The sequence below is a fragment of the Bradyrhizobium sp. I1.14.4 genome (assembly GCF_050435825.1).
Lineage (GTDB): Bacteria > Pseudomonadota > Alphaproteobacteria > Rhizobiales > Xanthobacteraceae > Bradyrhizobium.
Genome location: NZ_JBNDLA010000033.1, coordinates 1 through 14131 on the forward strand (window position 1 = coordinate 1; position 14131 = coordinate 14131).

The following is a 14131-nucleotide window of genomic DNA, read 5'->3' on the forward strand; positions in this document are numbered from 1 at the left end:
ATAATCTCTCTCACGGACGGCTCCCTTGTCTGAGATTTGCAACAACCTCATTCTGGCACAACTGATGCCGTAGGGGGCCGTCCACCCCATCAACCCCTGGTCGTGGTGGTGAGCGGGAGTGCGGCCCCAGCGCTGCAACCCAATTGACATTCGTGGCTGTGGGTCCCTGCTTTCGCAGGGACGACACCGAATTTGTTGGACCGCCGGTGAGTCATACTTCCGCGTTCTCGCGACATGAATCGTCCGAGCTTTGCTCTTCGTTCCGCCCTCGCTGAAATCAGAGGGCGCAGGAAAAGCCGGGTGCCGATCGCACCCATGGGCTCCGAGCAATGGGAAGAAAGCTCGGGGGTAGGACCACAGGTGTAACCGGAAGCAACCCGGCTTTCCCTGCGCGATGGTTTTACGGCTTACTTCGTGCTCCCCGGCGAGACTAGCCTTTTTTGTCACCGTGCGCTCCGGGCTTGATCCGAGGCTGGCCGAGGCGGCTGATCGATATTGACGGAATCGAGTCCCCGGCGTTGAATGCTTCTTTGGGGGTGAGGTCGGAGAAGTCGCCGTATCCGACGCTTCGTGAGCGTTAAGGATCGCCGCCTCCGATCTTCGCCTCCGTACAGAAATTATTGGGCTTCACCGTCGTGCACGGGGGTCGAGAGCCATGAGAATTTGCAGCGCGCTTTTGACGGTTTCATTCGTATTGCTTGCGGCGGCGTCGCCCGCCCGCAGCGAAGACAGCCCACCGTCATGGGCCTATCCGGTAAACCCGCCAAATTTTCAACGCGCACCCGACGATGGGACGATCAGGCAAGTGCCAGACAGCACCGCCGGCTTTACGCTCACGCAAGTGCGCGATCTGTTCGCCGCGCCCGACTGGCACCCCCAAGATCATCCGCCAATGCCGGCAATCGTGGCAACGGGGAGAAAGCCTGACGTGTTCGCCTGCGGCGTCTGTCACCGGGTGGACGGACCGGGCGGCCCCGAGAATGCCAGCCTGTTCGGTCTTTCCGCGGAATACATCATCGGGCAAACGGCGGATTTCAAGACGGGCCTGCGCACGAACTCAGTGCCGCGGGTCGCCACCGACCTAATGATCAAGGCGTCGAAAGGAGTGACTGATCAAGAACTCAGGGAAGCCGCGGAGTATTTTGCGTCGATCAAGCCAAGACCGAATATTGCGGTCACAGAAACCGATACCGTCCCGAAGACACACGTCAGGGACTTGTTTCTGGCACGGGTCGATGGCGACGAGAAGGAGCCCATCGGCCAGCGCATCATCGAGATTCCAGAAAACGTCGAACATTTTGTCAGTCGGGACTCGCGTGCTCGTTTCATCGCCTATGTCCCCCTAGGCAGCATTGAGAAAGGGCGGGCGTTGGCGACGAACAGCGATCTCCGCCTCCAATGCGCCGCTTGTCACGGTGCCGATCTTAAAGGGACGGCCGTGGCGCCCAGGATTGCGGCCCGTTCGCCGACGTATGCGTTCCGGCAGCTTCTCGACTTCAAGATCGGCGCGCGGAAGGGCGCGAATAGTGAACTCATGAAACCCGTTGTTGAAAATCTCAGCATCGAGGACATGATCGCACTGGCCGCCTATACGGCGTCGCTCATGCCCTAGCATAGCCTGGTGTGCTGTCCAGCACGGTGAGCCAGCCCGTTGTCCCATGCCCTGGGCGCGATCTTATTGGCATGTCCGCTGGCCCAGGACCGACATGCACCCATGCCGGTCTCCACGCTCCTATTCGAGGCGCAGCGGAGTTGACGAACTTACAAATACGGTTTCCTGCACAAGCGCATCGAGACAGCGCCGCCTCTCCGCTTGCGGGCGAGGTGAAATGTTACGCCACCGCTCCAATCCCCACTACGTCGATGCCGTCGACGCGGCCGCGGATCGCGAGCCGGCCGAGATCGCTCACCGGAAATGGCGGCGGCGCAGCGAAGCGCGCCATCGCCGGGCGTGAGGCGAGGAAGCCGCCATCGACCTTGCGGCTCAATTCCTCCAGCCGTGCCGCGGTGTTCATGACATCGCCATTGAACACGATGGCCGGCTTGACGTCACCGATCTCGCCAACGATCACGGGACCGAAATGCAGGCTGCCGCGTATCTGCGGCACGGCACCGAACTCACGCTCGAACTGCGGCGCCGCCTTCTGCAGCGCGCTCCGCATCGCCACGAAGCAACGCAGCGGCCGGCAATCGACCGCACCAAGATGCTCCGGCCAGGTCACGATGATCTCGTCGCCGACATAGTTCAGCACCTCACCGCGATAATCGACGACCGATTCCGTGAGCAGGCGGAACGTGCGATCGAGAAAGCGGTGAATACCGATGCCGCCAAGCCGCTCGGCAAGCCCGGTCGAGCCTGCGATATCGACGAACAGCACGAAGCGGTTCTCCTCGACCGGGGAGTGGTAACGGCCGGTGATGAAATTCATGAAGACGCGTGGCCCGATCAGGGTGGCGATGCTGAAACCGAAATTCAGCACCAGCGAGATCGCGGCTGAATAGGCGATGCTGAGCCCAAAATCGCTGATGGAGGTTTGGAGCGGCAATCCGGCAACGCGTTCGCCCACCTGGAGCAACTGTATGGCGATGATAATGGCGGCGTAGGCCGTGCTGCGCACCGCCAGAAGGCCAACAAACGACAGGCGATTGAGTCGCTCCGACAGCGGGCCCTGAAAGACGAACAATTCGATCCCGCCGAGCATCACGCAGGATACAAACGCATAAGCAAATCCCGCGAGGAACGCCGCCAGCGAATGACGGCCTTGCGCGAGATTGATCACGACACTCGCCACAACGCCGGCCACAATGACGGCGCCGAGAGTGCGCAGCTTCCGCTCGAGCCTCGCGTTCATGCTCTCCGCCCCCGAGCGACGGTGCCTACCCCGCCCCCTGATCGAACGCCTTGCGCAGCGCGACATAGCCTGCCTGCTGCTGGCTCCAGTTGCGGCCACCGGTGATGGCGCCGTCGACAACGAGGTCATGGCCGTTGATGAAGCTCGATTCGTCGCTCGCCAGAAACACAGCGGCATGCGCGATGTCGTCGGGCAGGCCCGCACGCGGGATCGGCTGCGCCGCCTTATAGACCTCGCGCATCACCGCCGCGCTCTGCTCGGCGGCATCGGTCGACAATCCCAGCGCCTTGCCGAATATCCCGGTGGCGATCGCACCGGGCGAGATCGAGTTGACGCGGATGCCGGACTCGCCGAGCTCCATCGCCACGCATTTGGTGAAATGAATGACGGCGGCCTTCGCGGCGCCGTAGACCATCGACGAGGAGAAGCCGGCGAGCCGGCCGGCGATACTGCCATTGTTGATGATGCTCCCGGAACCCTGTTTGCGCATGATCGGCGCGGCATGCTTCATGCCGAGCATCACGCTGCGCACCAGCGTCGCCATCGCGGCGTCGAACCGCGCGACGTCGAGGCCTTCGATGCCGCCGGTCTGCGCCGGGCCGCCGGCATTGTTGAACAGGCAATCGATGCGGCCGAACTTCTCGACCGCAAGCGCGATCAGCGCCTGCATCTGCTCCTCGACCGTGACGTCGGTCTGACGAAACACGCAAGTCTCGCCGAGCTGTTGCGCCAGTGCCTCGCCCTCGGGCGCGCGGCGCCCGGCGATCACGATCCTCGCGCCCTCCGCGACAAAGACCTCCGCCGTGCGCAACCCGATGCCGCTGGTCGCCCCTGTGATTACCGCGACCTTGCCATCCAGCCGTCCCATGCCGGTCCCCCAACTTACGTATGATGTTGCGGATATTCCCCGGCCGCTGTCACCAACGCAAGCGCAGGCGCCGCTGCCGGTCGGCGAGGTCCGCCTGTGGCCAGAAGGCCACAACTGCGGTTTTTCAGTCGCAGCGGCCTTATTTTGGTTCGCCTGTTCACGTGAACTGGAACGAGCGATGGCGAAGTGGGTCGACGATTTCAGGGCGTGTTGGCGAGGCGATTCCCAGCCTTCGCTGCTGCTTGCCGTCGCCTTCGCCGTGCTTTGTCTCGCTTTGGCCACGGCCGCCCGCTTCGGACTCGCCCAGATCAGGCCGGACGTGTTCTTCACGCCCTATTTCCCGGCGGTATTCTTCGCGACCGCGCTTGGCGGCTTCCGGATCGGGATCGCGACGGCGCTGGCAAGCGGCCTGCTCGGGGTCCTGCTCAATTTCAACAGCACGCACGCCGATCCGGCGCGCTTTGCACTTCTGATGATCTTCTGGGCGGTGTGCGGCGTCGCGATCTGGGGCGTGGAGCACTACCGTTCCCTGGTCGCGCAGCAGCGCGAAGTCTCCAAGCGGCTGATCGAGGAGGAGCAGTACCGCAAGGTCGTGGTCGACGAGTTGCAGCACCGGCTGAAGAACAAGTCCTCGACCATTCATGCCGTGCTGCATCAGGCGCTGCAGGACCGCCCCGATGTCTGGCAGCGCATCGACCATCGCATCCGCGCACTCTCCGCAACCGACGATCTGATCGCGCGGGTCGATGGCTATGGCTGCGATATCAAGGATTTGCTGCGCTCGGAACTCGGCCCCTACGGCCACGTGCGGTTCAATCTCAATGGCGAGCAGCTGTTCCTGCCCGCCAAGCTCGCAGTCTCGCTGGCGCTGATCTTCCACGAGCTCGCAACCAACGCAGGAAAATACGGCGCCTTCTCCTCGCCACGCGGGTTTCTGCAGGTGTCATGGTCGGTGGACGATGGACGTCTCAACGTGATCTGGGATGAAACCGAGGGACCGGTGGTCGAGGTCATCGGCGAAGCCGGCTTCGGCACCAAACTCCTGAAGTCGGCGCTCCGGCCGTTCGGCGGCAAGACCGAGATCAGCTACCTGAAGACCGGTGTTCACTGCACCATGCAGTGCGAGCTTCCCAACTGTTGATAAGTCGGCTTTCCGGCACAGGCGCATGTATTGGTGCAACCGCGCGCGCCGCAATCGCTTTCACCGGCGGCCGAAGCCGACATTGATACTCTGTTAATGACGATTGCCGCGACGGCTTGCGAAAGCAGCCCGGGTCTCATTCTGTCACGGCATTTCGCAGGTCCGCTTAACCAAAACTACAACGGACTTTGCCAAGGTCGGCGCATGCATAGTCTCACCAAACACGATTTTCAGGCGGGCGCTGCAGCGACCGGCCAAGACGACATTTCCGGAAATGAACTACGCATCTTGCGCGACCTTCTCCAACTGCTGCCGGCGGGCGTCACCGTCCAGGACGAACAGGGCCAGTTCATCCTGGTGAATGAAGCGGCAGCGAGCCAGTTGCAGCTGGCCGCCAGCGCCAGCCAGCCATCGCCGGTCGACGAGCGCCACGCCGCCAATCTGGACCTGCTGCGCAGCGGCCGTCCGGTGGTGCTCGAGGAAGTGCTCTCCTGCGGCGCATCCAAATACGTGTTTCTCACCTCGCACCGGCCGGTCCAGATCGCCGGTCGCAATCTCCTGATCTCGACATCGACCGATATCAGCGAGCAGAAGGCGTTCGAGGACCAGCTGTTCCGCTCGGCCTATTACGACGAACTGACCGGCCTGCCGACGCGTCGGGTGATCGAGCATCGCGTCAACGGCCTGATCCGCGACGATTCGCAGAGCCATTTCGCGCTCGCCTTCCTCGACGTCGACAACTTCAAGCACATCAACGACTACTATGGCCACGCAATCGGCGATGCGCTGCTGGTGGAACTGTCCAAGCGGCTCGGCCATGCGCTGCGCAACACCGATATCCTGTCGCGCATCTCCGGCGACGAATTCCTGCTGCTGTTGAACCCGATCAGCAGCAACGACGAGGTCGCCGAATTCATCCACGTCATGCAGGACCGGCTGAAGGCGCCGTTCTTCATCGAGGAGTCCGAGATCTTCGCCTCGACCTCGATCGGCGTCAGCCTCTACCCCATGCATGGCCGGAGCTACGAGGCGCTGCGCCAGAATGCCGACATCGCGATGTATCGCGTCAAGAACAACGGCAAGGGTGCGACCGCCTTCTTCGACAACAGCATGGAGCGCGAGGCGCTGGCGCGGATGAAGATCGAGCAGTCGTTGCGGCTGGCGATCCTGGAAAAGCGCTTCTGCTGCGCATTCCAGCCCAAAGTCGATATCCGCAGCCTGGAGGTCAAGGGCATCGAGGCGCTGGTGCGGCTGCGCGACGACGAGGGCGTGATCCAGGCTCCCGGCACCTTCATCAATCTCGCGGTGGAGCTCGGCCTGATCGACGAGTTGACGTTTCTGGTGCTGGCGGAAATCGTCAAGTCGATCGACCTGATCAACGACACGTTCGGCCCGACCGCGACCATCAGCATCAATGTCGCGGCCAAGCAGGCCTCCAATATCGAGTTCATGCGCCGGTTCGCGCGCGCGATCGAGGAGACCGGTTTCCCGAAACGATTCATGATCGAGGTGACCGAGGACGCGTTCGTGACCCGGTCGCATTTCCAGGACCAGATCCTGCCGATCCTGCGCGGCATCGGCGTCGGCATCTCGATCGACGATTTCGGCATCGGTTATTCGTCGCTGTCGGCGCTCGCTGACATCACCGCCGACGAGATCAAGATCGACCGCTCCTTCATCACCGACATCCATCAGCGGCCGCGCAGCCAGGGCATCCTGCGCGCGATCGAATCGCTGAGCGAGGCGCTCGGCATGACCGTGATCGCCGAGGGCATCGAGTCCTACGAGGAGCTGACCTATCTGCAGGCGGCGACCAAGATCCGCTATGCCCAGGGCTACTATTTTGCCAGGCCGATCTTCCTCGAGGACCTGAAGCCGGCGACGCCGCTCGCCAGCGAGACCCGCGCCAGCATGGCGGCGCGCCCGGCCCAGGAGGGTCGCCAGAGCTACTCGCGCGCCAGCGGTTTTCGGCGTTAGCCGACCACTTCGTATCGAACAGGCCGTGGCTATTTGTCACTTTACCTCGCCCCGCCTGCGGGAGAGGTCGGAACGCATCGTCAGATACGTTCCGGGTGAGGGGGATTCTCCGCGCAGACAACCCTCACCGCATTTGCGGAGGCAGGCCCCTCACCCCAACCCTCTCCCCGTAAGAACGGGGAGAGGGAGCGCGGTCCCGTTGCGGCTAAGGCTCGACCAAACTTCCCGCCTACTTCTCCAGCACCGGCAGCGGCGGCACGCTGGCGTTCGCCGAGCCGGCCTGCATCGTGATCAGCGTCATCGAGACCAGGTCGTAGTATCCCATGATGCCGATGATATCCATCATGCCGCGCTCGCCGAATTTCTCCAGCGCAGCCTTGTAGACGGCGTCGCTGACCTTCCTGTCGCGATAGATGGCGATACCGAGATCGTAGAGCGCGGCCTCGTCATCCTTCATGCCTTCGGGGCGCGTGCCCTTGGCGATGGCGTCCGCGAGCTTCGGATCGAGCCCGCCCTTCATCGCCAGCGGATAGTGCGCGGACCATTCGTATTGCGCGGTCCAGTGCCGCGCCGTGATCAGGATCGCCATCTCGCTGAGCCGCGCCGGCAGCGAGGTGTTCCAGCGCAGATATTCCGACAGGTTCGACAGCTTTGGCGCCAGGTCGGGATTGCGGATATAGGCGCGATAAGGCGGCGCGGTGAATTTGGCATTGCGCGGAGGCGCGCTGATCATGTCGGCCCAGGCCTTTTGCGGCGGCGACAGCTCCTCGGCCTTGAGCGGGGCAAAGCGCACGGCGTCCTCGCTGCGCGCGGCCTGCACGGAAAATGCCAACGCCGCCAAAATCCCAACTCCAAGAGTCCCAGCCCCAAACGTCGTGCGCCCAAGAGTCGTAGGCCCAACAGAGTTAGGCCCAAGAGTACTAGGCCCAAGTCTTTTTCTCATTGTCGTTCTCCCTTTAAGGCGCAATGCGCCTGGCCCACACCCTACCGCGGCGCCGTGCGCCGGCCTATATTGAGGCCGGTCTTACGCGAAGGTGTCAGCCATGCAGCCTGTGTCTATCCTCCTCAACATCCTCTGGATCCTGATCGGCGGCGCATGGATGGCGTTCGGCTGGCTGATCGCCGCGGTGATCATGGCTATCACCATTATCGGGCTGCCCTGGGCGCGCGCCGCCTTCAACATCGCCGTCTACACGCTGCTGCCGTTCGGCTCGCGTGCGATGCGCCGCGATGAAGTCACCGGCTATTCAGATATCGGAACCGGACCGCTCGGCGTGATCGGCAATCTGATCTGGTTCATCCTGGCCGGCTGGTGGCTCGCGATCGGCCATGTGATCACCGCCATCCTTCTGGCCGTAACCATCATCGGTATTCCGTTTGCCTGGGCGCATCTCAAGCTTGCCGGCATCGCATTGTGGCCGATCGGCAAGGTGATCGTGCCGGCGTAACGCGTCGACGGCTCGGGCGGCTAGAGCCAATCCTTCGTCGTCTGAGAACAGGCCTGGTAGTCGCGCCTCCACGTGAACCCATGGCCACCACAGGGCGGACGCGGGCGCGAAGTGGCGGGGCATTCGTTCCTCAGCCGCGCGCTGGTGCCCCAGCCGTCAATCACACAAGCGCCGTTCACGGTTCTGTGGCAACCGGTGCCACAGCCCTCCGCGGCCTTGGCCGAGGTCAAGCCAAGGAACCCACCAGCCGTCAGAACCACGAGCAAACATGCTCTCATGATGTCCTCCATTGCGCCGTCGGTCGTGATGCTCCATTCACGTTTCGCCATTAGCGTAGGCTAGATCATTGGCGCTCGCCACCGCCCCCCGCACACATTCCGGTGTGTGTCAGCGCGCCGCGCCGCAGCCGGGGATGTCGAACACGGCGGCCAGGCCGCAGGGCGAGTTGAGCATCTTGCCGCCCTCATGGCCGACGCCGGGTACGTCCCACACGCTGTGGTTCGGCGTGCCGTTGTCGCGGTCCTGCATCGCGGCGAAGTAGGAATGCCCGCGCGCGTAACGATATGGTCCTTCGGCTTCCGCCATGCAGGATTTGTCGAGCGCGGGATGGTTGGGGTTGGTGTCGAGCGTTCCGAGCAGGTAGATCACGCGGCGCGCGACATAGCTCTGCTCCAGCGCCGCCGGGGTCGGGTCGGCGAGATAGGGCGGACGGTGGTCCATGCCGAACTTCCAGCTATTGTAGCCATGGCAGTTCGCCGCGATCGCAGGCTCCGGCCGCTCCTTGGTGAAATAGGTGTAGGAGGAAGGATTGGCGACGACATAGCGCACGCCGATCCCCTCGCGCAGCAGCACCTGATCGCCCTTCACCGCGATCGCATAGCGCTGCACCACCTGGCCTCCGCCGGAATGGCCGAAGACGACGACCTCTTTCAAGTTCGGAAACAGCTTGCGGTCGCCGAGTTTTGCCAGGATGGCGTCGAGCGCCTCGAACGAGCTCGCCGGGTTCGGCGCGATCGCGGGCTCGCCGCCCTGCCAGCCATAGAGGCTCCAGCGCAGCGTCTCCGCCGGCAGCTTGAACGCATCGACGTCGGGCTCGATCAGGAATTGCGGCGCGATCATCAGCGTCGCCTTGCCGGCATCGCCGGCCGCGGCCTGCGCACTCAGCGCGGCGCGGAAATAGTCGTCGGCATTGCGCAGCACACCGTGCAGCACGAGAACCGCGCGGGTGACGTCCGGCAGCGGATTGGACCAGTCGGCCGAGAGGTAGACCGGAACGGTCGCGCTGCCGACGGCAATGCGGCCGCTGGCGATTTCCTTGACTGGCTTCTGGTCGCGCTCGATCTGCGCCTGCGTTGCCGACGCGACGGGCGCGTGAACGGTCGCGACGAGCAGCGTCAATGCCGCAAGCCAGCCCCGATGATGCATGGTTCAACTCCGTTGGTGCCGAGATTCTTGTTTTACCGCGTTTTCTTGACGCGAACCGGTACTCACTTCGCTCGAAAACACCCTAGCAGGCGCGATGCGATCCGGCTCGATCATCGCGCGGTGGGCGCCGGTTCACGCATGAAATTTTGGAAAGCCGCCTCACATCTTCCGCGATCGCACTTCAGGCGGCGAGCCGCCCGCGATTGTTCGCGGCAGCTATCGGGCGAATCAGGCGGCCGAACCGCTCGGCCTCCTCGTCATGCAGATGGACGGACAGGCAGAACGAGTGGCAGCCGGCATCGATGAACCGCTGCAAGGTCGCGGCGCATTGCTCGGGATTGCCGACCACAGCGATGCCGGCGCCGGGCCGCACCTTGGTGATTCCGATCCACAGATGCGGCATCAGGAGGTCGCCATAGTCGCGCGCGAGCTGCTCCCATGAAGGCGCCGGATATCCATGCCTCCAGCACACCGAGCCGACCGGGATCAGCAGATATTCAAACCCGGCATCCTCGGCGGCCTGAACCACACGCTCGCAGAGTTCCGCCGAACCAGGCGACCTGCGCCTCCATCAGCCCATAGGCCGTGGTGTCGCCATGCGTGGGCAGATACCAGCCGAATTCCAGCGGACGCATGGGCAAACTCCCTCGAAAGACGGCCTTTTCCGCAAGGCCTGTCATATTGGCGCAGGCAGTTTACAGCCCTTGAGCGGCCGGACAACGCCGTTGCCGACCCGGAGCCAATCAGCTAAATGGTGGCTGCACGCACCCGTAGCTCAGCTGGATAGAGCGTTGCCCTCCGAAGGCAAAGGTCACACGTTCGAATCGTGTCGGGTGCGCCACTTCGATTTTTTTGTCCGCTTCGATGTCCGGCCATGGTGCCGGCCGGTCTGCCGGTTTCCGGCAGACCGGCTTCGCCTCAATGATGAGCCGACACGCTCTTCATGCATTGGGACATCAGATCGGCACCGGCAAAGCGGCCTATATCCCCCAGGCTGACCATGCCGACCATCCGTTTGCTCTTGTTAATGACAGGCAGCCTGCGGATCTTCAGCGTCTCCATGTGATGCACCGCTTTCGCCAGATCGTCGTCTTCCCGGCAGCAGTGGATGCCTTCGGTCATCACGTCGCGCGCTGTGGTGCGCGTGGAGTTGAAGTCCTTGCTCGCAAGACCTTTGCAGACGAGGTCGCGATCCGTCACCATCCCGATCAGACGATCGTCTTGCCCGACCGGAATGCAGCCGACGTCGTGCCCTTGCATCAATTTCGCGATTTCAGTGATCGGGGTATCGGGGCTGACCCAATCGACGCCCTTGTGCATCACATCCTTGACCTTCATGGAGGACCTCCCTTGCAAGGCAGCCGCCCCCTCGCTCGCAACTATACAACAGATCGGGCGTGACCGCATGCGTGCTGCGCCTTGGTCAAGGCGCAGCGACAGAGGGCCCGGCTATCATGTCGCCTCAGTCGTGCGCACTGAAGCGGCCGTGCAGGGAACCGGCGGTCAAGCGCGCGAATTGCGCACGGTCGAGATGAAGCAACGTCTCATGATCGCCGGCTTCGATATAGATCTCGGGCTGCATCTGGATGCTGTCATCAACGATAACGTCGAGCCCATAGCAGATGCCGGCGGCGGGAATCGCCCCATGCGCACAGTCCGCGAACAGCCGATCGATCTCGCTTTCAGCAGCCATGGCTATATCGTCACCGAAGCTCGCCTTCAGATCCGCCAGCTTGAGGTGATGCGATGCCGGCAGCACGGCGAGCAGGTAGCCGCCATTGCGGCGCAACACAACAGCCTTGGCCAGGCGATCACCCGGGACGTGACATGCCTGGGCGGTCAGGGCTGACGACAACGTGAGCACATGCGGGATCTCGTCGTACGCGATGTTTTCCGCAGCGAGATATTTGTGCAGTGTGGGAGACATGGTCATGGCATCACCTCCGGTGCGACATGCAACCATCCACCGTGGTCCCTGCCTGCCGCACGATGAGCGGCTGCGCGGTTCTCAACATAAAATATAAGTCCTGCTACAGGACAGTGCAATTCGATCGCTAGTTTGGGCGCCGCGCCAGGTCCAAGTTCCGGGCCTTGTCCAGATTGCGGGCTCGGCCAGCGCGGTCGCACCCGGCAAGAGGACCGACGCAAGGTCGGCCTCGGTGAAATCGGCGCCGGCGAGATTGGCGCCAGATAGATCTGCTCCCGCAAGGTCAGCCTTGCTGAGGTTGCAGTTCGCCAAACTGGCATTCTGCAACTGCGCGAATTCGAGATCGGCGCGCAAGATTGGCTCCGCTCATCCGGCCGCGCTTCAGGAAGGTCGCGTGACAGGTCACGCGCCCTTCGCGGACCGCGGCGAGAGACGGCGCGACGCATCATCTGCTCGGCGATATCTCTCATCACGGCACTTACTTGATTGCGATACTCACTTGGGCGACCGCACGAAGGCCCGTCCAAAATCTCCGAACGCGCCTTCGACGGCGAATCTCTCGAGCCGATCGTCGGTCCAGCCGCGCCATTCCGCAAGCACCTCGCGTGTGTGTTCGCCGAGCATTGGCGGCGGCGTGGAAGGTGCCGGCGGCTCGTCGCCGAACCGCGTCGGCCTGGCGATGAACCTCACGTCCCCCGCGGCTGGATGGCGGACGGTCTGCACCATGCCCCGCTGCGTGAGTTGCGGCGTCTCGCAGACTTCGCCGACCGACTTGATCGCCCCGCACGGAATGCCCGCCGCAGCCAACGCCTGCAGCCAATCGGCGCGGGTCCTGCGGGCAAAGATGGGAGCGAGGATCGCGACGAGATCGTTGCGGCTCGCCGCGCGCTTCGGGGCGGTTGCGAAACTGATATCTTCGCGCAGGTCCGGTCGACCGATGACGTCGCAAAAGGCCGCCCAGAACTTGTCGTTCGCGACCCCGACATTGATCCAGCCGTCACTCGCCTCGAACGGTTCGTATGGACTGATGGTCGGATGGACGTTGCCCCGTCGCCCGGGGCTTTGCCCCGATGCGAAGTACATGCCGGCGTTGAATGTCAGGAGCGACGCCATGGAGTCGAGCATGGAGACGTCGACTCGCCCACCTTCGCCCGTCCGGCTCTTCCGCATCAAGGCGGCGAGCACCGAATGCGACGCATAAAGGCCGGTGACGAGGTCGGCGATCGACGTGCCGACCTTGGTCGGCGGCCCAATCGGATCGCCGGTGATATCCATCACGCCGGATTCGCCCTGAAGGATCAGATCGTAGCCGGGGCGCAAGGCGTCCGCACCGGTGCGGCCGAACCCCGAGATGCTGCACAGGATGATGTCCGGTCTGCGGGCGCGCAGCGCGTCGAAGCCGAGCCCCCATTTGTCGAGCGTGCCCGGGCGAAAATTCTCGATCACGACGTCGGCTGCGGACGCAAGATCGAGCACCGCGTCGCGACCGGCCGGCGACTTCAGATCGATGGCGCAACTGCGCTTGTTGCGGTTCACCGACAGGAAATACGCGCTCTCGCCGCCGACGAAGGGCGGCCCGTAGCCGCGGCTTTCGTCGCCTTTCTGCGGATCCTCGATCTTGACGATGTCGGCGCCGAGATCGCCGAGTTGCATCGTGGCAAACGGGCCGGAGACCACCCGGCAGAGGTCGAGGACCCTGATGCCGGACAGCGGCTCGCGATCAGACGATCGCATCGGCGAGATCCTTCATGGTCGGCACCAGGATATCGGGCTGGTGCGGCGTGATGCCGAACGGACGGCTGCGCCGGTCGATGAAAGCCGTCCGCATGCCGGCGGACTTGGCCCCGATGCAGTCGAAGGCATGATTGGCCACGAACAGCACCTCGGCGGGCTTCACGCCCATGATCTCCGCCGCTTTCGTATAGGTTGCGACATGCGGCTTGAACGAATTGGCTTCGGCCACCGAGATCACGCGATCGAACGGGACCTTGTGGTACTGCTTCGCGGTCTCGAGCATGTCGGGATCGCCGTTCGAGAGCACCACGAGCTTGTATTTGCGTTGCAGCCGCGCAAGCGCTTCCGGCACTTCCGGAAACGGCACCAGCTTCTCGATCTCGCCGACGAGGTAGCGCACCTCGTCCATCGTGTAGTCGATCTTGGCGCGGTCCATCACATGGCACACCGCGCGATGCCCGATCTCGCGATAGGGCGTGTGCTCGCGATGCAGCAGCGCATCGATCATGGAGTTCTCGAAATGCGTGCGGCGCCACCATGTGACAAAGGAATTCGGATCGCCCTTCCAGCGCTTCTTCGCAAGGAACGGTGCCGCGATTTTGGTCAGGCCGCCCTGCATGTCGACGACCGTCCCGTACTGATCGAACATGCAGACCTTCACGTCGCGCTTGATGGTTTCAAAGCTCACTGATGCCTCCTTGGTTTCAGATCGACTGGATACTTGCCGCGCCGCCATAGATGAAATGGATTTGTGATCTC

At 63.1% G+C, this 14131-nt stretch carries 15 protein-coding genes and 1 tRNA gene; 5 read left to right on the plus strand and 11 right to left on the minus strand.

Annotated features, from left to right (window positions below; translation table 11 throughout):
- Positions 1-676 precede the first annotated feature (676 nt).
- Entirely contained in the window at positions 677-1612 is a 936-nt protein-coding gene (locus ABIB78_RS34805) for a c-type cytochrome (RefSeq protein WP_429033141.1), read from the plus strand.
- Between the two features lie 220 nt (positions 1613-1832).
- Here ABIB78_RS34805 and ABIB78_RS34810 read toward each other — a convergent pair whose 3' ends face one another.
- Both ABIB78_RS34810 and ABIB78_RS34815 read right to left on the minus strand, forming a co-directional pair.
- Positions 1833-2852 carry an adenylate/guanylate cyclase domain-containing protein gene (locus ABIB78_RS34810; RefSeq protein WP_429033143.1) on the minus strand — a complete coding sequence of 340 codons (1020 nt, stop codon included), beginning with the start codon at positions 2850-2852 and terminating at the stop codon, positions 1833-1835.
- Between the two features lie 25 nt (positions 2853-2877).
- Entirely contained in the window at positions 2878-3720 is an 843-nt protein-coding gene (locus ABIB78_RS34815) for an SDR family NAD(P)-dependent oxidoreductase (RefSeq protein WP_429033146.1), read from the minus strand.
- A gap of 178 nt (positions 3721-3898) precedes the next feature.
- On the opposite strand from ABIB78_RS34815, the gene ABIB78_RS34820 reads away from it, so the two are divergent.
- Positions 3899-4861, plus strand: coding sequence for a sensor histidine kinase (locus tag ABIB78_RS34820; protein WP_429033149.1), 963 nt, complete (start codon positions 3899-3901; stop codon positions 4859-4861).
- A 204-nt stretch (positions 4862-5065) separates the two neighbouring features.
- The gene (locus ABIB78_RS34825) at positions 5066-6838 is read left to right on the plus strand and encodes a putative bifunctional diguanylate cyclase/phosphodiesterase (RefSeq protein WP_429033152.1); all 1773 of its coding nucleotides are present in this window, start codon (positions 5066-5068) and stop codon (positions 6836-6838) included.
- Positions 6839-7067: 229 nt separating this feature from the next.
- Here ABIB78_RS34825 and ABIB78_RS34830 read toward each other — a convergent pair whose 3' ends face one another.
- Positions 7068-7679 (minus strand): carboxymuconolactone decarboxylase family protein, encoded by a 612-nt coding sequence (locus ABIB78_RS34830; protein WP_429033154.1) that lies wholly within the window; start codon positions 7677-7679, stop codon positions 7068-7070.
- A gap of 202 nt (positions 7680-7881) precedes the next feature.
- Here ABIB78_RS34830 and ABIB78_RS34835 point away from each other — a divergent pair, with 202 nt between their 5' ends.
- On the plus strand, positions 7882-8286 hold the full coding sequence (locus ABIB78_RS34835; RefSeq protein WP_429033157.1) for a YccF domain-containing protein: 405 nt from the start codon (positions 7882-7884) through the stop codon (positions 8284-8286).
- 20 nt (positions 8287-8306) lie between these two features.
- Here ABIB78_RS34835 and ABIB78_RS34840 read toward each other — a convergent pair whose 3' ends face one another.
- The 3 genes from ABIB78_RS34840 to ABIB78_RS34850 all read right to left on the minus strand — a co-directional run bounded on the left by ABIB78_RS34840 (position 8307) and on the right by ABIB78_RS34850 (position 10240).
- Positions 8307-8564 carry a GCG_CRPN prefix-to-repeats domain-containing protein gene (locus tag ABIB78_RS34840; protein ID WP_429033298.1) on the minus strand — a complete coding sequence of 86 codons (258 nt, stop codon included), beginning with the start codon at positions 8562-8564 and terminating at the stop codon, positions 8307-8309.
- 109 nt (positions 8565-8673) lie between these two features.
- On the minus strand, positions 8674-9711 hold the full coding sequence (locus ABIB78_RS34845; RefSeq protein ID WP_429033159.1) for an alpha/beta hydrolase: 1038 nt from the start codon (positions 9709-9711) through the stop codon (positions 8674-8676).
- Between the two features lie 181 nt (positions 9712-9892).
- Positions 9893-10240 carry a hypothetical protein gene (locus tag ABIB78_RS34850; protein ID WP_429033162.1) on the minus strand — a complete coding sequence of 116 codons (348 nt, stop codon included), beginning with the start codon at positions 10238-10240 and terminating at the stop codon, positions 9893-9895.
- Between the two features lie 235 nt (positions 10241-10475).
- Here ABIB78_RS34850 and ABIB78_RS34855 point away from each other — a divergent pair.
- Positions 10476-10552, plus strand: a tRNA-Arg gene (locus ABIB78_RS34855).
- 77 nt (positions 10553-10629) lie between these two features.
- Here the strand turns inward: ABIB78_RS34855 and ABIB78_RS34860 are convergent.
- From ABIB78_RS34860 to ABIB78_RS34880, 5 genes are all read right to left on the minus strand, one after another.
- The gene (locus ABIB78_RS34860) at positions 10630-11049 is read right to left on the minus strand and encodes a CBS domain-containing protein (RefSeq protein ID WP_429033165.1); all 420 of its coding nucleotides are present in this window, start codon (positions 11047-11049) and stop codon (positions 10630-10632) included.
- Between the two features lie 124 nt (positions 11050-11173).
- Entirely contained in the window at positions 11174-11644 is a 471-nt protein-coding gene (locus tag ABIB78_RS34865; protein WP_429033168.1) for an aminoacyl-tRNA deacylase, read from the minus strand.
- Between the two features lie 75 nt (positions 11645-11719).
- Positions 11720-11992 (minus strand): pentapeptide repeat-containing protein, encoded by a 273-nt coding sequence (locus ABIB78_RS34870; RefSeq protein WP_429033171.1) that lies wholly within the window; start codon positions 11990-11992, stop codon positions 11720-11722.
- A gap of 141 nt (positions 11993-12133) precedes the next feature.
- On the minus strand, positions 12134-13372 hold the full coding sequence (locus tag ABIB78_RS34875) for a CaiB/BaiF CoA transferase family protein (RefSeq protein ID WP_429033174.1): 1239 nt from the start codon (positions 13370-13372) through the stop codon (positions 12134-12136).
- The gene (locus tag ABIB78_RS34880) at positions 13359-14060 is read right to left on the minus strand and encodes a haloacid dehalogenase type II (RefSeq protein WP_429033177.1); all 702 of its coding nucleotides are present in this window, start codon (positions 14058-14060) and stop codon (positions 13359-13361) included. The genes ABIB78_RS34875 and ABIB78_RS34880 overlap by 14 nt, the downstream gene beginning before the upstream one ends.
- Positions 14061-14131: the final 71 nt, after the last annotated feature.